The sequence below is a fragment of the Pantoea sp. GD03673 genome, assembly GCF_029844725.1.
In the GTDB taxonomy this organism is placed as follows: Bacteria; Pseudomonadota; Gammaproteobacteria; order Enterobacterales; family Enterobacteriaceae; genus Pantoea.
The window spans coordinates 1-25021 of the sequence record NZ_JAOCKJ010000015.1 but is presented as its reverse complement, the minus strand read 5'-3'; the positions used below and the strand labels follow the sequence as shown (position 1 = coordinate 25021).

The 25021-nt window shown below is 51.8% G+C and carries 19 protein-coding genes and 1 pseudogene; 11 read left to right on the top strand and 9 right to left on the bottom strand.

From position 1 onward, the window contains the following. Positions 1–76 precede the first annotated feature (76 nt). Both N5J69_RS20505 and silA read left to right on the top strand, forming a co-directional pair. Entirely contained in the window at positions 77–1369 is a 1293-nt protein-coding gene (locus N5J69_RS20505) for an efflux RND transporter periplasmic adaptor subunit (protein ID WP_050680612.1), read from the top strand. A gap of 10 nt (positions 1370–1379) precedes the next feature. Next, positions 1380–4526: a Cu(+)/Ag(+) efflux RND transporter permease subunit SilA gene (gene silA, locus N5J69_RS20500; protein ID WP_050680611.1), complete on the top strand. Its 3147-nt coding sequence runs from the start codon at positions 1380–1382 to the stop codon at positions 4524–4526. A 199-nt stretch (positions 4527–4725) separates the two neighbouring features. On the opposite strand, the gene N5J69_RS20495 is transcribed toward silA, so the two are convergent. Beyond that, positions 4726–7176 carry a heavy metal translocating P-type ATPase gene (locus N5J69_RS20495; RefSeq protein ID WP_050680610.1) on the bottom strand — a complete coding sequence of 817 codons (2451 nt, stop codon included), beginning with the start codon at positions 7174–7176 and terminating at the stop codon, positions 4726–4728. A 259-nt stretch (positions 7177–7435) separates the two neighbouring features. Between N5J69_RS20495 and cadR the strand changes: the two genes are divergently transcribed. The 4 genes from cadR (at position 7436) to arsC (ending at position 10368) form a co-directional block, all read left to right on the top strand. Then, the gene (gene cadR / locus N5J69_RS20490; RefSeq protein ID WP_050680609.1) at positions 7436–7894 is read left to right on the top strand and encodes a Cd(II)/Pb(II)-responsive transcriptional regulator; all 459 of its coding nucleotides are present in this window, start codon (positions 7436–7438) and stop codon (positions 7892–7894) included. Between the two features lie 262 nt (positions 7895–8156). After that, entirely contained in the window at positions 8157–8510 is a 354-nt protein-coding gene (locus N5J69_RS20485; protein ID WP_006785991.1) for a metalloregulator ArsR/SmtB family transcription factor, read from the top strand. A gap of 96 nt (positions 8511–8606) precedes the next feature. Then, positions 8607–9890, top strand: a complete 1284-nt coding sequence (locus N5J69_RS20480) for an arsenic transporter (protein ID WP_050680608.1) — start codon at positions 8607–8609, stop codon at positions 9888–9890. A gap of 49 nt (positions 9891–9939) precedes the next feature. After that, the gene (arsC, locus tag N5J69_RS20475; RefSeq protein ID WP_050680607.1) at positions 9940–10368 is read left to right on the top strand and encodes a glutaredoxin-dependent arsenate reductase; all 429 of its coding nucleotides are present in this window, start codon (positions 9940–9942) and stop codon (positions 10366–10368) included. Positions 10369–10426: 58 nt separating this feature from the next. Here arsC and arsH read toward each other — a convergent pair whose 3' ends face one another. Continuing rightward, on the bottom strand, positions 10427–11140 hold the full coding sequence (gene arsH / locus N5J69_RS20470; RefSeq protein WP_116197965.1) for an arsenical resistance protein ArsH: 714 nt from the start codon (positions 11138–11140) through the stop codon (positions 10427–10429). 5 nt (positions 11141–11145) lie between these two features. After that, positions 11146–11481, bottom strand: a complete 336-nt coding sequence (locus N5J69_RS20465; RefSeq protein ID WP_050680605.1) for a metalloregulator ArsR/SmtB family transcription factor — start codon at positions 11479–11481, stop codon at positions 11146–11148. 348 nt (positions 11482–11829) lie between these two features. Here N5J69_RS20465 and umuD point away from each other — a divergent pair, with 348 nt between their 5' ends. Then, positions 11830–12279 (top strand): translesion error-prone DNA polymerase V autoproteolytic subunit, encoded by a 450-nt coding sequence (gene umuD, locus N5J69_RS20460; RefSeq protein WP_073991704.1) that lies wholly within the window; start codon positions 11830–11832, stop codon positions 12277–12279. Between the two features lie 8 nt (positions 12280–12287). Beyond that, positions 12288–13562 (top strand): translesion error-prone DNA polymerase V subunit UmuC, encoded by a 1275-nt coding sequence (gene umuC / locus N5J69_RS20455; RefSeq protein WP_064741215.1) that lies wholly within the window; start codon positions 12288–12290, stop codon positions 13560–13562. A 996-nt stretch (positions 13563–14558) separates the two neighbouring features. Here the strand turns inward: umuC and N5J69_RS20450 are convergent. The 4 genes from N5J69_RS20450 to N5J69_RS20435 all read right to left on the bottom strand — a co-directional run bounded on the left by N5J69_RS20450 (position 14559) and on the right by N5J69_RS20435 (position 19555). Then, positions 14559–15719: an IS30 family transposase gene (locus N5J69_RS20450; protein WP_159222810.1), complete on the bottom strand. Its 1161-nt coding sequence runs from the start codon at positions 15717–15719 to the stop codon at positions 14559–14561. Positions 15720–16162: 443 nt separating this feature from the next. Further along, positions 16163–17689, bottom strand: a complete 1527-nt coding sequence (locus tag N5J69_RS20445; protein ID WP_159222809.1) for an FAD-binding domain-containing protein — start codon at positions 17687–17689, stop codon at positions 16163–16165. Positions 17690–17720: 31 nt separating this feature from the next. Then, positions 17721–18386, bottom strand: a complete 666-nt coding sequence (nth, locus tag N5J69_RS20440; RefSeq protein ID WP_159222808.1) for an endonuclease III — start codon at positions 18384–18386, stop codon at positions 17721–17723. Positions 18387–18439: 53 nt separating this feature from the next. Further along, on the bottom strand, positions 18440–19555 hold the full coding sequence (locus tag N5J69_RS20435; RefSeq protein ID WP_159222807.1) for an alcohol dehydrogenase catalytic domain-containing protein: 1116 nt from the start codon (positions 19553–19555) through the stop codon (positions 18440–18442). 295 nt (positions 19556–19850) lie between these two features. Between N5J69_RS20435 and N5J69_RS20430 the strand changes: the two genes are divergently transcribed. After that, positions 19851–20714 carry a helix-turn-helix domain-containing protein gene (locus tag N5J69_RS20430; RefSeq protein WP_159222806.1) on the top strand — a complete coding sequence of 288 codons (864 nt, stop codon included), beginning with the start codon at positions 19851–19853 and terminating at the stop codon, positions 20712–20714. Between the two features lie 56 nt (positions 20715–20770). Beyond that, entirely contained in the window at positions 20771–21406 is a 636-nt protein-coding gene (locus tag N5J69_RS20425; protein ID WP_201306397.1) for a TetR/AcrR family transcriptional regulator, read from the top strand. 20 nt (positions 21407–21426) lie between these two features. Here N5J69_RS20425 and N5J69_RS20420 read toward each other — a convergent pair. Beyond that, positions 21427–21903 (bottom strand): annotated as a pseudogene (locus N5J69_RS20420) (alkene reductase); the annotation flags it as partial. Positions 21904–22279: 376 nt separating this feature from the next. Then, positions 22280–23062, bottom strand: coding sequence for a transporter substrate-binding domain-containing protein (locus N5J69_RS20415; RefSeq protein WP_279772454.1), 783 nt, complete (start codon positions 23060–23062; stop codon positions 22280–22282). A gap of 574 nt (positions 23063–23636) precedes the next feature. Here N5J69_RS20415 and dapC point away from each other — a divergent pair. Beyond that, positions 23637–24839 (top strand): succinyldiaminopimelate transaminase, encoded by a 1203-nt coding sequence (dapC, locus tag N5J69_RS20410; RefSeq protein WP_116585174.1) that lies wholly within the window; start codon positions 23637–23639, stop codon positions 24837–24839. Positions 24840–25021: the final 182 nt, after the last annotated feature.

Below are 25021 nucleotides of genomic sequence, written 5' to 3'. Positions count from 1 at the left end.
CATTTAAAAAGAGATTTCTGTGAATTAATGATCAGGCGCATATGTCAGGTGTTTTGATTTTTCAGCGAGAAATTGTATGGCTTCTTTAAAGATAAAATATGCTGCAATAATTATCAGCAGCCTGATAGCAGGAGGGCTGATATCGGTTACTGCCTTGCAGTATGTAAACCCGGAACAAAAAACAGTACAAACGGAACTAAAGGCACCGGAGCGAAAGATACTTTTCTGGTATGACCCGATGAAACCGGATACGAAATTTGATAAACCCGGAAAATCACCCTTTATGGACATGGACCTGGTGCCAAAATATGCAGATGAAAGCGGCGAGAAAATCAGCGATGGGATCCGTATTGATCCAACGCTGGTTCAGAACCTGGGATTAAAAACGCAAAAAGTCACACGCGGAATGCTGAATTATTCTCAGACAATACCGGCCAATGTTAGTTACAACGAGTATCAGTTTGTCATTGTGCAGGCTCGCTCTGACGGTTTCGTCGAAAAAGTGTATCCCCTGACGATTGGCGATCATGTGAAGGAAGGTACACCGCTTATCGATATTACCATTCCGGAATGGGTGGAAGCACAAAGTGAGTTTCTACTGTTATCTGGCACCGGAGGGACACCAACGCAAATTAAAGGTGTGCTTGAACGACTTCGTCTGGCCGGAATGCCGGAAAAGGATATCCAGAAACTGCGGTCAACCCGGAGTATTCAGACCCGGTTTACCATTAAGGCACCGATAGATGGTGTCATTACGGCGTTTGACCTGCGCACTGGTATGAATATCTCAAAAGATAAAGTGGTGGCACAGATTCAGGGGATGGATCCGGTCTGGATCAGTGCGGCAGTACCCGAATCCATCGCCTATCTCCTGAAAGACACCTCTCAATTTGAAATTTCAGTACCGGCCTATCCGGATAAATCGTTCCATGTAGAAAAATGGAACATTCTTCCCAGCGTCGATCAAACCACCCGGACCCTGCAGGTACGTCTGCAGGTATCAAACAAGGACGAACGTCTTAAACCGGGCATGAATGCCTATCTGAAACTGAATACCCGGAGCCAGGAAATGTTGCTGATCCCGTCGCAGGCCGTTATTGACACCGGTAAAGAACAGCGCGTGATCACTGTCGATGCAGAAGGTCGGTTTGTGCCAAAAAAGGTCCACGTTCTCCACGAATCTCAGCAACAGTCCGGTATCGGCACCGGCCTCAATGAAGGCGATATGGTGGTAGTCAGCGGCATGTTCCTGATTGACTCCGAAGCCAACATTACGGGCGCACTGGAACGTATGCGTCATCCGGAAACAACGGACGGCACAATGCCGCCAATGTCCGCTCCGTCTGCAAATACACATTCCGGTCATTGAGGAGACGATGATGATTGAATGGATTATACGGCGATCGGTTGCCAACCGTTTCCTCGTTATGATGGCCGCTCTGTTTCTTAGTGTCTGGGGCACCTGGACTATCATCAACACCCCTGTGGATGCGCTACCCGATCTGTCCGATGTACAGGTAATTATCAAGACCAGCTATCCTGGTCAGGCTCCGCAGATTGTTGAAAACCAGGTTACATATCCGCTCACGACCACCATGCTGTCGGTACCCGGTGCCAAGACCGTGCGCGGTTTTTCCCAGTTCGGCGATTCCTATGTGTATGTCATTTTTGAGGACGGGACCGATCTGTACTGGGCCCGCTCACGTGTGCTGGAATACCTTAATCAGGTTCAACGGAAACTGCCTGCCGGTGTAAGCTCGGAAATCGGGCCTGATGCCACAGGTGTGGGTTGGATATTTGAATATGCTCTGGTTGATCACAGCGGAAAACATGACCTTTCCGAACTGCGCTCCCTGCAGGACTGGTTCCTGAAATTTGAACTGAAAACTATCCCTAACGTCGCGGAAGTTGCATCAGTAGGCGGCGTGGTCAAGCAGTACCAAATTCAGGTTAACCCGGAGAAACAGACCCAGTACGGCATCAGCCTGCCTGAAGTAAAACAGGCCCTTGAGTCATCTAACCAGGAAGCCGGTGGCTCATCCGTTGAAATCGCCGAAGCGGAGTACATGGTCCGGGCCAGCGGTTACCTCCAGTCCATAGACGATTTCAATAACATCGTCCTGAAAACCGGAGAAAACGGTGTACCGATTTATCTGCGGGACGTGGCCCGCGTGCAGACCGGGCCTGAAATGCGGCGTGGTATAGCAGAGCTTAACGGTCAGGGAGAAGTCGCCGGCGGCGTCGTGATCCTGCGGTCGGGTAAAAATGCGCGCGACGTTATCACTGCAGTGAAAGATAAACTGGAGACCCTGAAGGCAAGTTTGCCTGAGGGCGTTGATATTGTGACTACCTACGATCGCAGCCAGTTAATTGACCGGGCCATTGACAACCTCAGCTACAAACTCCTGGAAGAGTTTATCGTGGTAGCCATCGTCTGCGCCCTGTTTCTGTGGCATGTTCGTTCTGCCCTGGTGGCGATTATTTCTCTGCCCCTTGGTCTGTGTATCGCCTTTATTGTCATGCATTTCCAGGGGCTGAACGCCAATATAATGTCGCTGGGAGGGATCGCCATTGCGGTAGGGGCGATGGTGGATGCCGCCATCGTGATGATTGAAAATGCGCATAAACGGCTGGAAGAGTGGGATCATCAGCATCCGGATGAGCAGATTGACAACGCAACCCGCTGGAAGGTTATCACCGATGCCTCCGTTGAAGTGGGGCCTGCGCTGTTTATCAGTCTGCTGATCATTACCCTGTCCTTTATTCCTATTTTTACCCTGGAAGGACAGGAAGGTCGTCTCTTTGGTCCACTGGCCTTTACGAAAACCTACTCCATGGCGGGCGCGGCCGCGCTGGCCATCATCGTCATCCCGATTCTGATGGGATTCTGGATCCGGGGGAAGATTCCTGCCGAGACCAGCAATCCTCTGAACCGGCTGCTGATTAAAGCGTATCATCCTTTGCTGCTGCGGGTACTTCACTGGCCAAAAACAACCCTGCTGGTTGCGACCTTATCCATCTTCACGGTTATCTGGCCCCTGAGTCAGGTGGGCGGCGAGTTTCTGCCGAAGATAAACGAGGGCGACCTGTTGTATATGCCCTCAACATTGCCGGGCGTATCGCCGGCAGAGGCCGCTGCGATCTTACAGACCACGGATAAGCTCATCAAAACCGTACCTGAAGTAGCTTCTGTTTTTGGCAAGACCGGGAAGGCCGAGACCGCGACGGATTCCGCGCCGCTCGAAATGATGGAAACCACGATCCAGCTCAAACCAGAGGATCAGTGGCGGCCCGGCATGACGATTGACAAGATTATTGACGAACTCGATAAAACGGTCCGTTTACCCGGACTGGCTAACCTCTGGGTGCCCCCCATCCGTAACCGTATTGATATGCTCTCAACCGGGATCAAAAGTCCGATAGGTATCAAGGTGTCAGGTACTGTTCTGTCCGATATCGATGCAACGGCGCAGAGCATTGAGGCGGTAGCCAAAACCGTGCCGGGCGTGGTATCTGCTCTGGCTGAGCGACTGGAGGGTGGGCGCTACATTGGCATCGATATTAACCGTGAAAAAGCCTCCCGCTACGGGATGACGGTGGGTGATGTCCAGCTGTTCGTCTCCTCAGCCATCGGCGGCGCGACGGTGGGGGAAACGGTTGAGGGCGTGGCCCGGTATCCGATTAATATCCGTTACCCGCAGGATTACCGGAACAGTCCGCAGGCGCTGAAACAGATGCCGATTCTGACACCGATGAAGCAGCAAATCACGCTGGGGGATGTAACTGACGTTAGGGTCGTTTCCGGACCAACCATGCTGAAAACAGAAAATGCCCGGCCTGCCAGCTGGATTTATATTGATGCGCGCGGCAGGGATATGGTTTCGGTGGTAAACGATATTAAGACGGCCATCAGCAAGAAAGTGAAACTTAGACCGGGTACCAGTGTGTCATTCTCCGGTCAATTTGAGTTACTTGAGCACGCCAACAAGAAACTGAAACTGATGGTACCGATGACGGTGATGATCATTTTCATTCTGTTATACCTCGCCTTCCGCCGGGCTGATGAAGCCCTGCTGATCCTGATGAGTCTTCCGTTTGCCCTGGTCGGGGGAATATGGTTCCTCTACTGGCAGGACTTCCACATGTCTGTGGCGACCGGAACCGGATTTATCGCCCTGGCTGGGGTGGCGGCAGAATTTGGAGTGGTCATGCTGATGTATCTGCGTCATGCCATTGAAGCACACCCGGAATTGTCCCACCGAGAGACATTCACATCTGAAAGTCTTGATGAAGCCCTCTACCATGGTGCAGTTCTGCGTGTCCGGCCAAAAGCCATGACCGTGGCAGTGATCATTGCGGGTCTGCTACCCATTCTCTGGGGAACGGGAGCAGGCTCAGAAGTCATGAGTCGGATTGCAGCACCCATGATTGGGGGGATGATCACAGCTCCGCTTCTATCACTGTTCATTATTCCTGCTGCCTACAAATTAATCTGGCTGCGTAGGCATAAAGCAAGGATATTATGATATCAAAAGGCCCTCTGTCAGAGAGGGCCTTTATATCAGGATAGGTATCAAAACTGCACTATAGCCATTATGAAAAGAGCGGTGTCAGTGATGCTGTCCCTCTCTTTTTCAGAGCCTACCTTGGTAGCATAACGCAGACAATATAAGCCAACTACATCTCCTGTAACTGCCCGCCCTAATCCGATAGGCAGCAGCCCTGCTAATTACGCAACAGGCGCAGACCGTTTGCCACGACAAGCAGGCTTGCCCCCACATCCGCGAATACGGCCATCCACATGGTCCCCATACCGGCAATGGTCAGGGCCAGGAATACTGCCTTGATCCCAATAGCCATAACGATATTCTGAACCAGAATGTTATACGTCTGCCGGGAGAGTCGGACAAAAGCCGGAATTTTACGCAAATCGTCATCCATGAGGGCCACATCGGCCGTCTCGATGGCGGTATCCGTGCCCATTGCACCCATGGCAAAGCCGATATCGGCGCGGGCCAGCGCCGGTGCATCATTGATGCCGTCGCCTACCATGCCGGTCGTGCCCTGCGCCGTAAATGTTTCTACAGCACGCAGTTTATCTTCCGGCAGTTGATCCCCCCGCGCCTCATCAATACCAACCTGACCGGCAATGGCCTGCGCCGTGTGCGCATTGTCTCCGGTCAACATGAGCGTTTTGACGCCCAGACTATGCAACTGACTTATCGCCTCGCGGCTGCTTTCCTTCACCGTATCAGCCACCGCAAACAGCCCAAGCACCTGATGAGTGTCACAGAGCATGATGACCGTTTTACCGACGTTCTCCAGTTCCATTAATGCAGCCCTGACCGCTTCCGGGCAGCGCACCGTTTCTTCAGCCAGCCTCAGATTGCCCAGACTGTAGGTTTCACCGTTGATGACGCCACGCACGCCGCGGCCTGGCAGCGCCTCAAAGTTTTCCACTTCATAACGCTGAATGCCATCTGATGCCGCCGATACAGCCTGCGAAACCGGATGATCGGAGTAACCTGCCAGGCTCACAGCCAGCTTGCGCCCCTCCTCTTCTGCCACCCCGGTATAGATAATCGCATCCGTCTGTACCGGCTTACCGTGCGTCAGGGTGCCGGTCTTGTCGAGCGCCAGCCACTTCAGCTTTCGGCCCTCTTCAAGATAAACGCCGCCCTTGATAAATATCCCCCGGCGAGCTGCTGCCGTCAGGCCGCTGACAATGGTCACTGGCGTGGAAATGACGAGCGCACAAGGGCAGGCAATAACCAGCATAACCAGCGCCTTGTAAATCCACTCCTGCCAGCTTTCACCTGCAATCAGTGGCGGGAGAACGGCAACTGCGACGGCAATAGCAAACACCAAAGGGGTATAAATTTGTGCAAAGCGGTCAACAAAGCGCTGCGTAGGGGCTTTTGCCCCCTGCGCTTCCTCCACGGCATGAATGATACGCGCCAGCGTGGTATTTCCGGCAGCGGCCGTTACCCGGTACTCAAAGCCACCGGAGCCGTTGACCGTCCCGGCGAAGACCGGGTCACCTTCCCCTTTATCCACCGGCAGACTTTCGCCGGTAATAGGTGCCTGATTAATGGCAGTCCTGCCCCGGACCACCGTGCCGTCGAGGGCGATACGCTCGCCCGGCTTTACCCTGACCACGCTGTTAAGGGATACAGACCTGGCCTCAGTTTCTTTCCAGGAGCCGTCTGGTTGCTGAACCGTGGCGGTTTCAGGCGTCAGCTTCATCAGAGAGCCAATGGCATTGCGGGCGCGATCAAGAGACTTCGCTTCAATCAGTTCCGCAACCGTGAACAGTACCATTACCATGGCGGCTTCAGGCCACTGTCCGAGCGCCAGCGCCCCGGTGACGGCAATACTCATCAGGGCGTTGATGTTCAGGTTGCCGTTGCGAAGAGCAATCCAGCCTTTTTTGTACGTGGACAGGCCACAGGCCGCAACGGCAGCAAGAGCAAGAGCCGCTTCCAGCCATTCCGGCATGCCCGCCCAATGCATGGCTTCGGCGGCGATTGCCGCCACACCGGCAAACGCGAGCGGCCACCAGGGTTTTTTCTTTTCCTCAGTAACCGCGTGACGGCCATTGCTGTCAGGAAGTTCAGGTTCAAAGCCCAGCGAACGAATGGCGGCCAGAACAGGCTCCAGCGCATTCGGTGCGTGAACTACCGTCAGTACGCGCTGCATAAGATTGAAATCCAGCTCCTTGACGACTGACATGCCGTCCAGCTTTTTGCGAATCATGCCCTCTTCAACCGGGCAGTCCATCTGCATGATCCTGATACTGGTACGCACCCCTTCAGCGGTCACCAGCTGGGTCTGCAGCTCACCGAATGTGATAGGGGCAGGCGCGCAGCAAGAACCGCCGGTACTTTCCGCCTCACGGGCTGAACAGCAGTTGCCTTCAGGCTGCATTGCTTTATCAATCGGTTCCGGGTCAAAACCCAGCGAGCGCACCGCCTGCAGAACCGGTTCCAGCGCCTGCGGCGTATGGGTCACGGTGAGCACCCTCTGAATCAGATTGAATTCAAGATTGCTGACGGCAGGTAGTTTTGCCAGTTTTTTTCGGAGGAGCGCCTCCTCCGTCGGACAGTCCATCTGCATGATGCGCAGACGCGTCTGAACGTCATCGTTGCGGGGATGCTCTGCAACCAGTTCGGACACCTGGCTCAGGCCGTCCGTTGAGCAGCAGCTCCCGGTGCTGCAACAAGCCGGTGTGGTCTCAGTCGTTTTTGGTGGCATCTTCCCGGAAGCCTCAGTCGGGGCAGTTGCGGTATTTTTAACAGACGCCTCCTCTACGGTTGCGGCTGATCCACATTTTTTATTACTGCAGCAGTCACTCATTTTTTTATCCCGTTCATAACGTATACTGGCATTAAAGACCCTGATGTAACTACAGGGTCAAGCTCAGAAGAGGTGTGATATGAAAATTGGTGAACTGGCCCGCCAGGCGGGATGTCCTGTAGAGACGGTACGTTATTATGAGCGAGAGGGGCTTTTGCAGGCCGCATTGCGGGACCAGACTAATAACTACCGCCATTACGACAGCGCACATCTCGAAAGGCTTATGTTTATCCGGCGCTGTCGGGCGCTGGATATGACCCATGAAGAAATCCGGGTGCTGCTGCAGGCGCGAAGCCAGCCTGACGCAGACTGCGGTAAGGTTAATGCCCTGATAAATGAACATCTGAACCACGTTCAGGCCCGTATTCGTGAACTGAATATGCTGGAAAAGCAACTGTTTGAGCTCCGGAGCCACTGCAATGCCAACCGGGCAACACGGGACTGCGGTATTCTGCGCGAACTGGAGCAGGCAGAAGAGCCTGAGGATATCGTGCCGGTTATCACTGCAGGTCATCTGGCCGGAAGCCACTCTTGCTGATGCTGCTTTCTGCTGTAAGTAGAACGGTTCACTAAAGCAACAGGCTTTTTTTGTGATGTTACTTCGTCATGCCCGGCCATTCAGGTTGCTGAAAGTATGCTGCCGTTAAAATCTGTGTGACATCGTTTAACCGCTATTCCCTCATTAAGCTGTACAGAAAAGCCTGTAAGCACGTCACAACATATATGAATTTATCAATATAAAATTGACCTTTCGTCTGCAGAAGACGAGACTTGTTGCTGTCCGCCACGAAGGAGAAATTATGCCGTCACTTCTGCCCCTGCAACTTTTTAAGAATCTTTCTGACGAAACCCGGCTCAGCCTGGTGCTGTTGTTGCGCGAAAAAGGGGAGCTCTGCGTCTGCGAGCTTGTATCTATCCTGAAAGAAACACAGCCAAAAATATCGCGGCACCTGGCCCTGCTCAGAGAGAGTGGACTGCTTATCGACAGGCGCGACGGCAAGTGGATCCATTACCGGTTATCGCCACACATGCCTGCGTGGGCAGCAGCGGTCATTGAGCAGGCATATCTGTGTCAGCGGGATGAAATTCTTCATCTCAGTCAGCAGGCTGAGCGTGATAACGCAACCACCAACGGCAAAGCTGTCTGCATGTAAAAATTTTATCTAAACACATTCGATTAAACGAATATATTTACAGGGTACACTTAGCAGCCCGCTTTAACGGGCAGGTATAATTAAGAAGGAGAGAGTATGTTTCTGGCGGGTGCGATTTTTATCCTGACCCTGATACTGGTGATCTGGCAGCCGAAAGGGCTCAGCATTGGCTGGAGTGCCGTTATCGGCGCCGCACTGGCGCTGCTGACCGGCGTGGTACACATCGGGGACATTCCTGTAGTCTGGCAGATTGTCTGGAACGCCACGGCCACGTTTATTGCGGTCATCATTATCAGCCTGCTGCTTGATGAGTCCGGCTTTTTTGAGTGGGCCGCGCTGCACGTTTCACGCTGGGGCGGCGGCAGGGGCCGGTTGCTGTTCACGTATATCGTTCTGCTGGGTGCGGCGGTAGCCGCCCTGTTCGCCAATGACGGGGCAGCGCTTATTCTGACGCCGATCGTTATCGCCATGCTGCTGGCGCTGGGCTTCAGCCCGGGCGCCACGCTGGCGTTTGTGATGGCGGCAGGCTTCATCGCTGATACCTCCAGCCTGCCGCTCATCGTGTCGAACCTGGTGAACATTGTCACGGCAGACTTCTTTAAACTGGGTTTCAGCGAGTATGCCTCGGTGATGGTGCCGGTGAATATCGCGTCCGTGGCCGCCACGCTGGTGATGCTGCACCTGTTTTTCCGCAGGGACATCCCGGCCACTTACGACCTGGCGAAGCTGAAGGCGCCGCGTGAGGCCATTCGCGATGCGCGTACCTTTAAAACCGGCTGGATTGTTCTCATCCTGCTGCTGATCGGCTTCTTTGCCCTCGAACCACTCGGCGTGCCGGTCAGCCTTGTGGCCGCGGTGGCGGCGTTTATTCTCTGGCTGGTAGCCCGGAAAGGCAATGTGATTGATACCGGAAAGGTACTGAAAGGTGCGCCCTGGCAGATCGTTATCTTCTCGCTGGGCATGTACCTGGTGGTATACGGACTACGCAATGCCGGGCTAACTGATTACCTTTCTGCCGCCCTGAACCGGTTTGCAGAGCATGGTGTCTGGGGCGCAACGCTCGGCACCGGCTTTCTGACGGCGGCGCTTTCATCAGTCATGAACAACATGCCTACCGTGCTCGTTGGTGCGCTTTCGATTGACGGCAGCACCGCACAGGGCGTGGTGAAGGAAGCGATGATTTACGCCAACATCATCGGCTGCGACCTCGGCCCGAAGATCACCCCCATCGGCAGCCTCGCTACCCTGCTGTGGCTGCACGTACTGGCGCAAAAAAACATTACTGTCAGCTGGAGCTACTACTTCCGCGTGGGCATCGTGATGACCCTGCCGGTACTTTTTGTGACGCTGACCGCGCTGGCCCTGCGCCTGTCTGTTTAACCTTAACCCCGGTGTTGCGACTGTGCAGCGCCTTTACGGAGTACCGCTTATGACTGACATCACCATTTATCACAACCCGGCGTGCGGGACGTCCCGCAACACCCTGGCGCTTATCCGCAACAGCGGCACCGAACCCAAGGTTATTCTGTATCTGGAAACACCGCCGTCACGCGACGAGCTGAAGAAGCTGATTGCGGACATGGGCATCAGCTTACGCGCCCTGCTGCGCAAGAATACCGAACCGTACGAGCAGCTCGGCCTTGCAGAAGACCGCTTCAGCGATAACGAACTGCTCGATGCCATGCTGGCTCATCCGATCCTTATTAATCGCCCGGTGGTGGTGACGCCGCTCGGAACGAAGCTCTGCCGTCCGTCCGAAGCGGTTCTCGACATTCTGCCAGATCCGCAGCAGGGAGCGTTTACCAAAGAGGATGGCGAAGTGGTCATTGATGAGCACGGTCACCGCGTCAGCCACTGATTTTTCACCAGGCTGCAGACATAACGAGTGTGAAAAAAGCCGGCATCTGCCGGCTTTTTTATATGCTGCGCTGGTTGACCCGCTCTGAGAGCTGAGCGGCACTCTCTTTCCTTTCACTGTAGCGGTCGGTCAGGCAGTTGCTTCGCCCGCGCGTCAGCAGGGTGAACTTCATCAGTTCCTCCATGACGTCCACGATGCGGTCGTAATACGAAGAAGGCTTCATGCGGCCGTCCTCATCAAACTCGGCCCAGGCTTTCGCCACGGATGACTGGTTCGGGATAGTGATCATGCGCATCCAGCGCCCGAGAATGCGCATCTGATTTACGGCGTTGAAGGACTGTGAGCCGCCGCTGACCTGCATCACTGCAAGGGTTTTTCCCTGTGACGGCCGGACCGCACCGGACGTCAGCGGTATCCAGTCAATCTGCGTCTTCATGATGCCGGTCATGGCACCGTGACGCTCCGGCGAGCACCAGACCATGCCTTCTGACCAGAGTACCAGCTCGCGGAGCTCTGCAACCTTCGGGTGCGTCTCCGGGGCGTCATCCGGCAGCGGCAGGCCGGACGGATTGAATATTTTAACTTCCGCGCCCATGGCCATCAGCAGCCGGGCGGCCTCCTCCGTGGCGAGACGGCTGTAAGAGCGCTCACGCAGCGAGCCGTAGAGCATCAGGATGCGGGGCGGGTGTGCCACCTCTGCTGCCTTCAGCTTTTCTTCCGTCAGCGGTGCATCCAGGAGCGTCGGATCGATATTGTTCAGGGCATCATTCACGTTATTCACAATGGAGTCTCTTTAAGGGTAATAGCGGTGAACAGGCTGCAGTCGCTGCCGCCGGCGCAGCACTCTTCAGTCAGAAAAGCCATCAGCTGCTCAAGCTGCGAATAACAGGGCCTGCAGAACAGGGTTCGGCTCTGACGTTCCTGACTTATGAGGCCAGCGGACATCAGCGCAGAAAGATGATGGCTGAGCGTGGAGGCAGGAATAGCCAGTCTTTTCTGGATGTCACCCACGGGCAGTCCTTCAGGCCCGGCTTTCACCAGTTCACGGTAAACTCCCAGTCGCGTCACGTGTCCCAGTTCCCTGAGAGCATTAGCAGCATTTTGTATGTCCATGCCATCACTAAATCTATATTTCCAGAATAATGGAAATATAATTTAAAGCTTACTGAATGGTCAAGCCTCTTATTGCCATAAAAGGGCTGCACTCAAAAGGAAAGCCTTTTATACCCTGTTGACCCGGCTGCAGTGGCAGCGCATATAAAAAGGCCATAGCTCAGAATTTCGGTAAAATTTCAGCGATCTGACAACAGCTTTAGCCATAACCGTTTCGCTTCCTCTTGCCAGAAATTTCAGGCTCAATAATACTGTTCATATAAACAGTATAATTTAAAGGAGGATTTTTATGCGCTTTACATTTTTTTTCTTAATCCGTACTCGGCAGCACGTCCGGGACGCCGCGTTATGAAAGCGGTCAGTTGCGCTCAGGGCCTGACGCTGTTATGGCCGCCGATTTTTACCCCAACGGTAAAGGTGCCGCTGTACGCAGATCCCTGCTCAGCTGGTTTTCCCTCCCCTGCTCAGGATTATGTAGAGAAAGAGCTGGACCTGAATGAGCTCTGTATTCGCAGACGGGCGTCCACATTCTTCGTACGGGCCAGTGGCAACAGCATGCAGGAGCTGGGGCTTTATGACGGTGATGTTATGGTGGTCGATCGCGCAGAGCCACCCACGCACGGCGACATCGTCATCGCCGAGGTTGGAGGTGAGTTCACAGTTAAGCGCCTGCAGCTGATCCCACGGGTGGCACTGCTGCCCATGAACCCTGCTTACGCCGCCATCTATCCGGAAGAGCTCCAGCTGCTCGGCGTTGTCACCTGGTTCTTTAACAGTACACGTGCACGTCGGAGATAATTATGCCCATGTTCGGACTGGCTGACGTCAATTCTTTCTATGCCAGCTGTGAGACGCTTTTCCGCCCGGACCTGCGTGGCAGGCCAGTAGTCGTACTTAGTAATAACGATGGCTGCGTTATTGCGCGCTCTGATGGCGCAAAAGCACTGGGCATAAAAATGGGTGCACCGTGGTTCCAGATAAAAACACAGCACTATCCGGAAAAGGTACACGTGTTCAGCTCAAACTATGCGCTTTATCACAGTCTCAGCCAGAGAGTAATGACCGCGCTTGAGGACATAACACCACGCGTCGAACAGTACAGCATCGATGAGATGTTTCTGGATCTTACCGGTATTAACGGCTGTGAGGACTTCGAAGCTTTTGGTCGTCGCCTGCGCGCGCATGTATTTACCACAACGGGTCTTACCGTCGGTGTCGGCATGGGGCCCACTAAAACGCTGGCAAAATCGGCCCAGTGGGCGAGTAAGGAGTGGAAGCAGTTTCGCGGCGTGCTGGCGCTGACGCCGGGTAATCCGAAACGTACCGAAACTCTGCTAGCTAACCAGCCCGTTGAGGAAATATGGGGTGTGGGACGGCGAATCGGTAAGCGACTCAGCCTGATGGGCATCGAAACCGCCCTGCAGCTGTCACGCGCGCGTCCAAAGTTCATTCGCGATAACTTTTCCGTGGTACTGGAACGCACCGTACGCGAGCTGAACGGTGAGTCATGTATTCCGCTGGAAGAACTGCCGCCGGCAAAACAGCAGATAGTCTGCAGTCGCAGCTTCGGGGAGCGCATTACAACAAAAACAGCCATGCAGCAGGCGCTGTGTCAGTACGCTGCACGCGCAGCGGAAAAGCTGCGAGGGGAACGTCAGTACTGCCGCAACATCGGCGTGTTTATCCGGACGTCGCCACACGCCAGCGGTGAGGTGTTTTACGGAAACAGCGCCGGAGAGAAGCTGACACTACCAACACAGGATACGCGGGACATCATTGAGTCTGCGATGCGGTCGCTCGATTGTATCTGGCTTGAGGGTCGCAGATACATGAAAGCAGGCATCATGCTTGATAACTTTACGCCGAACGGCGTAAGCCAGCTAAATCTGTTTGACGATAATCGGCCACGGGCTAAAAGCGCACAGCTGATGAAGGTACTGGACGGCATTAATCAGTCAGGACTGGGAAATGTGTGGTTTGCCGGACAGGGAATTAACACTGAGTGGAAAATGAAGCGTGAAATGCTTAGCCCTGCCTGGACCACGCGCTGGTCAGACATTCCTAAAGCACGTGTGCTCTGAGACGATTATTAATTAAGCAGTTGAAACTGTATTCCACATAAATCACTTTATGTGGAATGGAAAATCTACAGAAATTATTGGTGTTTTAAGGTTCGCTATGAGCGAAGAGCAGACATTTACTGATGACAACTAAATATTAAACATAAAGTCCCGATCATGAATCCCGGGACCTGCAGCAGGCCTGCTGAACCTCTGCGCTCCCCTGCAAAAAGTGTGATACTGTAGGCGGCGGATTTTCTTATCGCGAATTTCACTGCCTTATTTTCCTTCCCGGCTCTGGTGGCCAGGTTTCGGGATTTTTTTCAGCCATCCGGGATGTTTATCCCGGATGGCTGCCCCGGAACTTAACTTCTATATCACGACCACGCACCTGCGCTTCAGGCACCCGACAGCGGACGCCGGCAGCAGCACGCCCGTTTTCAGGACAAAAAAAACCGCCCAGAAGGCGGTACAAAGAGGAATACTGTGACTCTTGATTTTATCGCGGTCAGCCGGAGCCGCCGGCCGGTATTAACAATAGAAAAGATAGCCACAATAACAAGCGTAAGCGGGAAAAAACGCTTTTTCATACTTGGTCGCATCTACCGGCATGGCTGAGCCAGAGACCTGACTCGAAGGGACTCTGCCTGTAAATACCCGCCATCTTTAGCGGGCTGAATAATCAACCATTGTTCGCAGGTTACGGCAAACGTGCCGGCTCCAGTCCAGCAGGGGAGAGATACTCCCTTCAGCATGGAAGAAAAATACAGTTTCGTAAGCAAGCATAGGCCGAGAATGGCAAAAAAATGGCTCCCAGACAGGGAGCCAAGAAAAACGATAGTTTAGGTCGTTGCACATGCCTGGTGAAGGATTACTTAAGTATCAGCCGGATTTTCGCATGTGTAAACCCGGAGAGCACAATTGTTTGTAGTTTGTAACCGCCTGTATGTAGTATTTAATCTAACAGTGCTTATTAGTCTATCAGCAGAGCAGTAATGCCTGCTTTTTGCTGTGAGTTCAACCGATGGATGCAACACACTGATTGAACCGCTCTGCGGGTGATTCATAGTCTAGCGTTTTTCTCGGCCTCTCGTTGAGCTGTCTGGCAACACTGTTTAGTCTTTGCTGGCTGTGAACTGATAAGTCTGTTCCTTTTGGAAAATACTGTCTGAGCAATCTGTTCGTATTTTCATTTGAGCCGCGTTGCCAGGGAGATTGAGGATCACAGAAATAAACCTGGATGTCTGTGGCTATAGTAAACCGGTTGTGGCTGGTCATTTCAGACCCCCGATCCCATGTTATTGTTTTATAAAGCTCAACGGGTAATTCCCGGGCTTGTTTGATGAGTGCAGATATAACCGTTATTGTTCTGTTGTCCCTGATTTTAGCCAGCATAACAAAGCGGGAATGGCGTTCTACGAGAGTGACAATATAGGAGTTTTTCGAGCCCTGGATCAGATCGCCTTCCCAGTGACCTGGTATGGCTCTGTCTGTGGCTTCAGGTGGCCTTTCTCTGATAGGTATCGCATCCGGGATTGACCCTAATCCTTTTCCTTTAAGCGATGACGTTCTGGATCTACGCACAACTCTTCCGCTTCTGAGGCATTGCTGTAGTTCTTTTTTTAATGCTCCCCGGGTTTGTATAAAAAGCGTTTTATAAATCGTTTCGTGTGACACATGCATTTCCTGATTATCCGGATAACAGCGTTTCAGCCAACCGGCGATTTGTTCCGGCGACCAGTCCTGATGCATCTTTTCTGCAATGAGTTTACACAATGTGGGGCTTTCAATTAGCTTGCAAGGTTTTGGTCTCAGAGCACTTTCCCACGCGTCCTTATCCGCATTTGCAGCTCGGTAATGTTTTGCACCTCCATGCCTTTTGATCTCGCGACTAATAGTTGAAGGGGCTCTTGATAATTTGACGGCGATGTCCCTGATGCTACTTTTTGCTACCAGCCCCCTGGATATTTCCTCTCTTTCATCAAGTGAAAGAGCCAGCCGGTGTCGCTTTCTGACAGGAGGGCGATAACCACCAGTCTGGTGAATAGTGGGCATAACAGAAGAGTGATATCTGTCGAACATTCTGGCGATATCATGCATGGAATCACCTTGCTTATACCTGTCCCAGATAATCGCTTTCTGTTCTGGTGTGTAGTAAATGCGCGTTCTTCGTTTCATGGCAACGTCCCCCCCTTGTTTAAGGATAGCGTTGCGTCGACCCGTTGAACTCACAGCACAAATCGGAACTGCGCACTGCAAGTTCCGCCAGGAGCGAATAGCGGACATTGCCATTCTACTGTGAATGATCAACATTGATTGGTACATCGTAAAATATTGCGTGAGAGCAACGGTTTGATCCACCTCGGATTGTCTGGCGCGCGGGCCAGTACACCGCAAAATGGTGGCAATTCCTTCCCGGCCCACTGTGACGACTTAGCCTGCACATTCGCTGGCCCCACACCGTTTGCATCACCAGGCTTGACCTTTAGCTGCCATCGCAGACGTAACTGAGGCCTAAGCAGGCGCACTGTTAGTGCTACCTGATTTCTAAGCGATAAAACTCAGGTTGTCCTGCCTGTGCCCTGCCGGTTTGTTTTTGTTCTGAACAAGCGCTCATATCATCAGAATAGATCCAGCTGTTGTGCATCCTTCTTCTTTTTCACGCCTGTTTCTTTCCGTGTCGCCGGGCGCCTGGTGTGCTGGCCGTCAGGTTTCTCACGAAACCCCGGTGCAGCAGTCAGCCCGTGTCGCTGCCTGAGTGATGCGACCGCCGCTTTTGCCTGACGATGTTCCAGGGCAAAATCGACCAGCGGCAGAGAAACGGAAACGCCGCTCTGTTGTTCTGCCTGCTTTTGCAGGCGGGACGGCATCTTCCAGGGTTCGAATATCCATGCATCACTGATATCACGGAGTTCAGGTACCCAGGTCCTGACAAACCGGGCATCAGGATCAAGCGAGTGAGCCTGCATCACCGGGTTGTAGATACGCAATACACCGTTAGCCGCCATTCCACTCTGCATCTGAATTTGCGGATAGTGAATGCCGGGATCGTAATCAACAAACAGCTGTGCAAGCCAGGCCGCTACCGGACCTGAGGGAAGAGAGAGCGACCAGCAAGCCGCTGATACCAGCATGGCCCGCATGCGAAAGTTGATCCAGCCGTGATGATGCAGATATCTCATACACGCATCCACCATCGGCCAGCCGGTACGCCCGTTCTTCCAGGCGTTGAACCTCTCCTGGCTGAACGGCCTCTCAAGAAGCCCCATTTGGGGAACCAGAGGCACTTCCTCCATTTCCGGCCGGTTTTCAAGCGTCTGTATAAAGTAGCAGTGCCACCATAGTCGCGTATGAAAGGCACTGAGGCTCTTCTTCCTCTGTGGTGAAAGAGTCTGTGTACGTGAGTCAGTAGTGCGCTGGGCAATTTCGCGCAGGCTCAGCGTACCGTTAGCGATATGAGGACTAAGCCGTGAACAGCCGGACTCAGCCGTAACAGGTGAGCTGATGGATCCACTGTACATTTCTCCGCGATGCTGCAGGAAGTCATTCAGGACCGCCAGGCCTGCGGCCCTCCCTCCGGTCTGCCGGCCCGGACATGCCCAGGGATCGTGGCACACGCTCTGAGGCAAAGAGGCCGTAGCCAGTCCGTCTGGCACGGTAAGAAAGTCTGCCTGCTCCGGCACACAAAAAAGAGGGCGGGCCGACCAGGCATCCCAGTGTGCCTTAAAGCGTTCGTGGCGCCGCGAAACGGGGCGGCATACGCCATTCTGGGCGTACTGAAACCAGTCACAACCCCGCGCCCGGCACCAGGCCATGACATTTTTGTCCCGACTAAAGGTCCACAGATTTCCGGTTTCTTCGTGACTGTGCAGAACAAATCTTCCGGTACGCCGGCGCAGTTCTGACAGCGCTCCCGTGACGGTTCCCTCCAGTACCGTCAGGTGGCCCCCAATGCTGCGCAGCTGCGCAGAAAGGTCATCCAGAGATTCCCGGATGAACTGCCACTGGCGATCGCTGGTATCTTTCAGCGACCAGTACTCCGGTTCAAGCACGTAGATGCACAGTACCGGACCTGCAGCACACGCGCGGGAAAGTGCTTCGTTATCATATATGCGCAGATCACGCTTAAACCAGACCACCTGAAGCATCTCTACCGTCCTGTTTTAACGTCCTGAATACTTATTCCGTATTGCCCTGGTAATAGTCACAGTAAGGCGATACGGGGCACTCTTTACAGCGTGGATTTCTGGGTTTACAGATGTTCATGCCGACAGCAATAAGCCATTCGTGGGCATGTTTTTTAAACTCTCCGGGCGTAATACTGTTCAGCTGTTCCGCTGATTTTTCGTGCGTTTTTGCTTTCACAATGCCAAGCCGGTTTATGACACGGTGTATGTGCGTGTCTACGGCGACTACCGGCTTGTCGTGTTTGTAATTCAGCATCAGGTTTGCACACTTCTGGCCGATACCGGGCAGTCTGAGCAAATCTTCCTTCGTATCCGGGATCGTGTTGCCGAAATCTTCAATAATCATATCGCACATTCGTTGAAGGGTTTTCGCCTTGCGGTTGTAGTGTGCAACCGGCTTTATCAGTTCAATAAGCCTCTCTTCAGGCATCCGGCGGATGTCATCAAAATTGCTCACTTCCGCATAGAGCGCATCGCAGGCTCTGACAGTTCGTCGGGTGGTGGTTACAGTGGACAGTGCTGAGGAGACCAGATGTTTAAAAGGTGTTTCAGAGAGGCCGTGCGTCATCCACTCGTCATCTGTTTCTTCAAAGGTAGGCTGCGTGTCCCTGAGGATGCGGTATATTTTACTTACCCGGCTGGTTGTAGCTGCGCGCATAAAGTTCTGCCTGAGAGTGCGTCTCTTCCCTCTGAGGAAAGAGACGGGCTGCATTAGGGGTTAACAATAATGTTGGTGAAGCCACCTTGACGATCCTCTGTATCGCTGACAGCCTCATTGATGTCGTCCAGCAAATAAGGCTGGTTATCATAAAATGCCAGGTCCAGGACCCCGGTCTCAGCGAGGTCTGCCATCTCCTGTCCCTGTTCAGCAGAAAACCAGGAGGAGCCGATAAAGCTGATGTTGTTGGACATCATCCAGAACACGTCCAGCGGCACTTTCTCATTCACGGAGCCAACATCCACGATGCAGCCTCCGCGATTCAGGCTTTCTATTGCATCCTGCATAGGTTTACCCGGAGCTCCGGGACTCAGTGCATCAATCACCACGTCCACACCCCGGCCGCCGGTAATGCGCTGACTCCACTCTTTTAAGGATTCAGTTCCTGATTTAAGAATTTCGATTCTGCCTGGTTCTCCCAGCGTTCTGACTCGCTCAAAAAGCGATTCGTCCCGGGCGGTTCCGAGTACCTGACGAGCTCCCAGCGCAAGCGCTAACGCCACGGCGCCAAGCCCCAGCGTGCCTGTAACACCATTGATGAGGACTGTTTTTCCGGGGCCAACATTTCCACGTTTCAGTGCACGATAAGCGGTGCCGAGGTAGCCAAAACGCGCAGCAGTATTGAAGTTCAGGTTGTCCGGTATTCGCACAAGGCTGTTCTGCGGTGCTGGCATAAATTCAGCATAGCCTCCGTACCGGTAGTCTTCGAACAGCGCCTTGCTCTCGGGCCGTATCCCAAAATAACCGTTCAGAATCATCCTGTCACAGTCAAGGCTGTGACCATTGCGGCACGCGCTGCAGGAGCCACAAAAGCGCAGCGGGTTAACGTACACACGATCGCCGGGACTGAAGTCACGCACGCGTTCGCCCACGGATTCCACCACGCCGGAGACGTCCAGACCAAAAATTGCAGGCATTTCCGGCAGAGGCAGATCCGGCGCAATTTCATCCCACTTTTGCAAAACGTTCTGCAGGTTGGGTACGAGTCCGCAGGCCTTCACCCGGACAAGCACCTCTGTGGGCCTCACGTCAGGAATGTCGATGTGATCAATTGCCAGCGGCTTCCCTTTTTCATGCATTCTTGCAGCGCGCATCTTTCTTTTATTCATGATAGCTTTTCCTTAATAATGAGCGCAGCGCGCTTCGGTGGTATAATTATAGATAAATAATTTCTATTTAAATAAATTACAGCATCCATTTGCATATTATTAAAATTGTGCGCAAAGATAAAAATCAGTTTCATATCAAAGGCTTTATCATGATTAATGGACGATATCGTTTTTATTCTGAAACGATTTTTTTCATTTCAGCTGTCTTCTATAAGATATTGATTAATTTCATTGATAAACGCGATAAAGAAAATCAAAGAACCCGGAAAAAAGCTGTCACACCAGGGCCATTAAAATGAAAAGTTTTACCCGTGATCTGATCGTATGGATTGAAAAAAACCTCGATAAAAAAATCACTCTGGACGACGTGGCAGGGAAGTCCGGTTACAGCAAATGGTATCTTCAGCGGCTTTTCAGGCAAGAGACAGGGATGAAGCTGGCGACATACATCAGGGAAAGAAGGCTGTCTGAATCGGCCATTATGCTGAAAATGACAGGCATACCGGTTATCAGCGCAGCTGAACAATTTGGATTTGCCAATCAGCAGGCTTTCACCCGGACTTTTACACGGCACTTTCGCCAGCCACCGGCACGCTACCGGCAGACAGAGGACTGGTATTTTTACGGGCTGCAGCCCAGCCTGTTGTCAGTCGCACACACAATACCGGAGCCGGAGCCAGTGTGGTTAAGTGTCCCCGCATTTTCTGACGTGACCTTCAGCTACCTGTGCGACCGTGAAAACCTTGCCAGCAACAATTTTCATACTGCGCAGCGTGATCATGGGCTGAAAAAGGCGGTGCGTCTTCTGCACGGAGCAACACCGGATCGGTTTGCCGAACGGTTTGAAGCGGCTGACACCTGCGGCACCATCCGCTTTACACTGACATTTGGCTGCTCCGGGGATAAAAATGTCATTCCCGGGGATGGAGGCTCCAGCCAGGGCAGGTTCCTGCGCTTTCCTTTTGAAGGTACTTCGGCCGATCTGACCGAACTGCAGGTAGCTGCATACCGTCATATTCTGCCATGCCGGGCCGAAGCCAGGCGTAACGGACACGACCTGTTCGTTATCAGCCCGGTAGACGATGAAAACCTACTATCACCCCGCTTCCGGGGCGACTATTATGTCCCCGTAACTGATAACCTTTTCCAAACAGGCTAGCAGGCACAGCTGTTCCCCACTTTTCATCAGTAACTACACGGAGCTTTCCTGAAAAGGTGAAGAAAAAAACTCAGGAGCCTGTATCGCGCCCCCGAGGCCGACCACGGGCAGAAGATATCGGTCAGGTTGATTTACTCATTATTAATGCCGCAACCACACTTTTTCTGAAGCAGGGTTTTGCCCGTACGTCGATGGATATGGTGGCGGCGACTTCCGGCACCGGAAAGTCATCACTTTATGCCCGCTACACTACCAAGCAGGCTCTGTTTGGCGCAGTAGTACAGCGTTCGATTGAAATGATGTTTGGTAACTTTGCTGTCCTGCCGACTGGAGGTGATCCGACCGAACGACTTCACGAGACCGGGCTGGAGTTACTCCGGAACCTGCTTCACCCACGCTGCATAGCTCTGATGCGAATAACGGCCGCAGAGACGGCAAACTTCCCCGAACTGGCCGCAATGGCCTATCAGGTCAGCCTGGAGGGATCGATACGCTGCCTCAGCGATGCCATTTCATCCTGCGGAATGCCTTTGTCAGATGAACAGGCAAAGCGCTTTGTAGAGCTGGTCCTTCAGCCAGCTGCTTTTAAGGCGCTCTACGGTGCGGATGTGCAGACGTTGCTTAAGCGGTGCCCGGACGATATCAGCGATGCCATAAGGCTGCTGTTTCCTGATGGCTTCCCGGAAGCCTGACGTGCCGGGGTGCCGGTTTTTCAGATAGCGTGATATTCCGTGTAACCTTTCTCACCGGCAGAATACCAGGTGGAGACATTGCTCTCGACGGGCATTTTGCCCTGACGGAATACGTGCGGCAGATCAGGATTACTGATGAAGTCTCTGCCAAACGAAACTGCATCAGCTTCCCCATCAGCCAATGCTCGTGTAGCACGGGCATAGCTGAAGTCATTGTTCATGATAAACGTGCCGGAAAACGCTTGGCGGATTTCCGGATACACCGGAGGCTTATCAGAACCAAGCATTCCGGGACCGTCTGGTGACTCGCGTACCTCAAGATAAGCAATGCCGATTTCGTCCAGTCTCCGGGCAGCAGCGGTAAACAGCGTAACCGGATCGGTATCGTTAACGCCCAGAATCTCCCCGTTAGGCGATATGCGTACGCCCCTCTGTTCAGTTCCGACCGCAGACACCACTTCGCTGACCACCTCAGAAAGAAAACGGATACGATTTCCAACCGTCCCTCCGCTTTACTAGGAATGAATCGTCTTTCATAACCAGCCCATTCTCGGCATTACGTTTCTCTGCTGATGTATAGTAATTCAATGACAAAGTTTAAACCGTGCCTCCATCAACCATAATATATTTATTTTGCATGATACTGTATATGCCGTTGTAGAAAAAATAGTAAAATGAGAATGTAATAATGCCCTCTAAGATTGAAATCATAGTCAGCGCAGATTATCTGCCTGATTAGTCATATATAACAAAGAAAGTTACCTATGAAAACAGCTTGAACATAATGACCAGAAACAGTAGAAGGGTTTTAAAAAACAGTTCAATTGCATTGAGACCGAGCATAGAACGTTTGCTTACCTTTGCCATCCTGCACTATTTTTTCACGCTCAGGTCTACATTACCAAAATAGCGTTTTTTAAGTTTTTCAAAAGTACCATCATTTATAATATTTTGTATCCCTTTGTTGATTAATCTTTTAGTCTGGTCATCATTTTTACGAATCCCATATGCCGACCCTGCACTGAATAGATTATCGTCGGTCACCTCTGGTCCTTTAAGTTCAAAATTCTGACCTTCCGGCGTTTTTAAAAAACCAAACATAATTCCTACTGACGGACTCAGCGCGCCGTCGACACGACCTGCATATAAATCTTGGTAGATGGCATCCTGATCAGGATAACTCTTAATGTTAACACCAGCAGGAAGCCAGTATTTATTGGCATAGGCCTCTTGAATCGATCCCTGTTGGACGGCAATATTTTCCCCCCTCAGCTTATCTGCTTGAGGATAAAGGGAAAGATCTTTCCGGGCTACGAGTTGTGTCGGCACATGGAATACATAATCGCTAAAATCAATGGCTTTCATCCTTTTTAGTGTGACGCCTAGTGGGGAAATAACATCAATTTTTTTTGCCAGAAGCGCCGGTATCTGAGCGTCGAACGTATTGACTACGTAGTCACATTTTGCATTGATCGATTTGCAAATGGCATTGGTCACGTCAATATCGAATCCTTCTGGATGCCCTGTTTTTTCGGCACTTTGAAAGGGAGGATAAGTCAAATCAACCCCAACACGTAATGTCAGCCGATCTGCTAAAACTGCTGGTGACAGAGTCAGAAGAACAATAATTCGCAGAAAATTATTTTTACTTAACACGATAATCATTCCTATTAAATTTTAAAATCGCTCTGGATTAAGAGCAGTAGCCTTAGTTCGCCAAACTTATGTCTGAGTATGTGCTACTTCACTGACGACACTGCTCGATGTCCTTCCCTTCATCCGGTTTAGCAAGAATTTAATCTACACAAACAATTATAACTTTAAGTGACTATTTCCTTACAAAATGTAAAAAAATTATTTTTTTCCAAGGTACCTGATGACTAAATTGCCGTAAAAATATGCCTAAATTTTTGATGGGGTAGTATACTTTCCTGCCTGCAGGAATGATTAAAGAATAAATATTTTTTCCTTTTAATACATATATATAAATAAAATTTTAGAGTGTACTGGTGTGGTCACACTATCGTGTATATACCTAGTGTATATGGTCTTAGCAAGATACATTACGGGCCACGTTTAAGGCAAAAGAGGGTGGCTTTTTTCGAATTCTGAAGTGTTCAGAAAAATCAGCGAATGAGAACGATCATGATAAAGAGTGGTCTCTAAGAAGGATTTGTGGCTTGCGTCACGAAATTTCCTTCAACTCAGAAACACTGGAGTGTTGGCCAATATGAACCCTGCGCTGAAACAACTTCACCCCTACCCGTTTGAAAAACTTCGAGCTTTGCTTGCTGAGGTTCAACCTGATGAAAATCACACGCCTATATCATTGTCGATCGGAGAGCCTAAACATCCGGCCCCTGACCTGGTCAAACAAATGCTTATCGCCAGTATTGATAAGATGTCGGTGTATCCCGCTACCTTGGGTATTCCTGCATTGCGCGAGGCAATCATAAACTGGTGTGAACAGAGGTTTGACGTTCCGGCAGGATGGCTTGATGCCAGCCGTCACGTTCTTCCGGTAAACGGGACACGTGAAGCATTGTTTGCTTTTACCCAGGCCGTTGTTGAACCGAATGTCGATGGCCTAGTGGTCAGCCCAAACCCTTTCTATCAGATATATGAAGGTGCTGCCATCCTTGCTGGCGCTGTTCCGCATTACCTGCCATGCCTTGAGAGTAATGGTTTTATTCCTGACTTTGAGGCTGTTTCAGCAGATATCTGGACACGTTGTCAAATTGTCTTTCTGTGTTCCCCCGGCAACCCTACCGGTGCACTTATTCCTCTCGAAACACTGAAATCACTCATTAGCCTTGCGGATAAATACGATTTTATTATTGCAGCTGATGAATGCTACAGCGAATTGTACTTTGACGAACTGACGCCTCCTCCGGGCTTAATGACTGCGTGTTCTGAACTTGGCCGAAGCGATTTTAAGCGCTGTGTTGTTTTCCACAGTCTTTCAAAACGTTCGAACCTTCCGGGTCTTAGGTCTGGATTTGTGGCTGGCGATGCAGAAATTCTCAAAGCATTTTTGCTTTACCGCACATACCACGGCTGCGCAATGCCGGTGCACAGCCAGCTAGCAAGCGCCACTGCCTGGCGGGATGAGACACACGTTCGCGACAACCGTTCTCTTTACCGGGAAAAGTTTGACGCGGTTCTGGAAATTCTGACCCCCGTTCTTAAAGTGAACAAGCCTGACGGAGGCTTTTATCTTTGGGCAAAAGTTCCTGGCGACGATACAGACTTTTGCCGTCAACTCTTTCGCCATGCACATGTTACGGTTATTCCAGGTTCCTATCTCTCGCGGGAGGTTGACGGAATCAATCCGGGCTCAGGCTGGGTTCGAATGGCATTGGTTGCATCTGTTGCAGAATGTGTGGAAGCGGCAATACGTATACGGGATTTTATGTCTACCTATCGTATTTAAGTACTTATAACAAACGTAAACTAGCCAGTGGTATCAAATTTAGATACCACTGGCTATCCTTAATTCTCTCTGGTCAGGTTTCAAGCATATGAAGCTCATATAAAAATTTAAAAAAATCTCATTTTTAACATTTGCGCCTCACTCCGACCAACTTTTGGTCAACATGCCTCTCGGGATTTGTA

Bases quoted from the DNA above. Each gene is read 5' to 3' on its own strand.
- N5J69_RS20505 (WP_050680612.1), top strand. From the start codon at position 77: ATGGCTTCTTTAAAGATAAAATATGCTGCAATAATTATCAGCAGCCTG.
- silA (WP_050680611.1), top strand. From the start codon at position 1,380: ATGATTGAATGGATTATACGGCGATCGGTTGCCAACCGTTTCCTCGTT.
- cadR (WP_050680609.1), top strand. From the start codon at position 7,436: ATGAAAATTGGTGAACTGGCCCGCCAGGCGGGATGTCCTGTAGAGACG.
- N5J69_RS20485 (WP_006785991.1), top strand. From the start codon at position 8,157: ATGCCGTCACTTCTGCCCCTGCAACTTTTTAAGAATCTTTCTGACGAA.
- N5J69_RS20480 (WP_050680608.1), top strand. From the start codon at position 8,607: ATGTTTCTGGCGGGTGCGATTTTTATCCTGACCCTGATACTGGTGATC.
- arsC (WP_050680607.1), top strand. From the start codon at position 9,940: ATGACTGACATCACCATTTATCACAACCCGGCGTGCGGGACGTCCCGC.
- N5J69_RS20465 (WP_050680605.1), bottom strand. From the start codon at position 11,481: ATGGACATACAAAATGCTGCTAATGCTCTCAGGGAACTGGGACACGTG.
- umuD (WP_073991704.1), top strand. From the start codon at position 11,830: ATGAAAGCGGTCAGTTGCGCTCAGGGCCTGACGCTGTTATGGCCGCCG.
- umuC (WP_064741215.1), top strand. From the start codon at position 12,288: ATGTTCGGACTGGCTGACGTCAATTCTTTCTATGCCAGCTGTGAGACG.
- N5J69_RS20450 (WP_159222810.1), bottom strand. From the start codon at position 15,719: ATGAAACGAAGAACGCGCATTTACTACACACCAGAACAGAAAGCGATT.
- N5J69_RS20445 (WP_159222809.1), bottom strand. From the start codon at position 17,689: ATGCTTCAGGTGGTCTGGTTTAAGCGTGATCTGCGCATATATGATAAC.
- nth (WP_159222808.1), bottom strand. From the start codon at position 18,386: ATGCGCGCAGCTACAACCAGCCGGGTAAGTAAAATATACCGCATCCTC.
- N5J69_RS20435 (WP_159222807.1), bottom strand. From the start codon at position 19,555: ATGAATAAAAGAAAGATGCGCGCTGCAAGAATGCATGAAAAAGGGAAG.
- N5J69_RS20430 (WP_159222806.1), top strand. From the start codon at position 19,851: ATGAAAAGTTTTACCCGTGATCTGATCGTATGGATTGAAAAAAACCTC.
- dapC (WP_116585174.1), top strand. From the start codon at position 23,637: ATGAACCCTGCGCTGAAACAACTTCACCCCTACCCGTTTGAAAAACTT.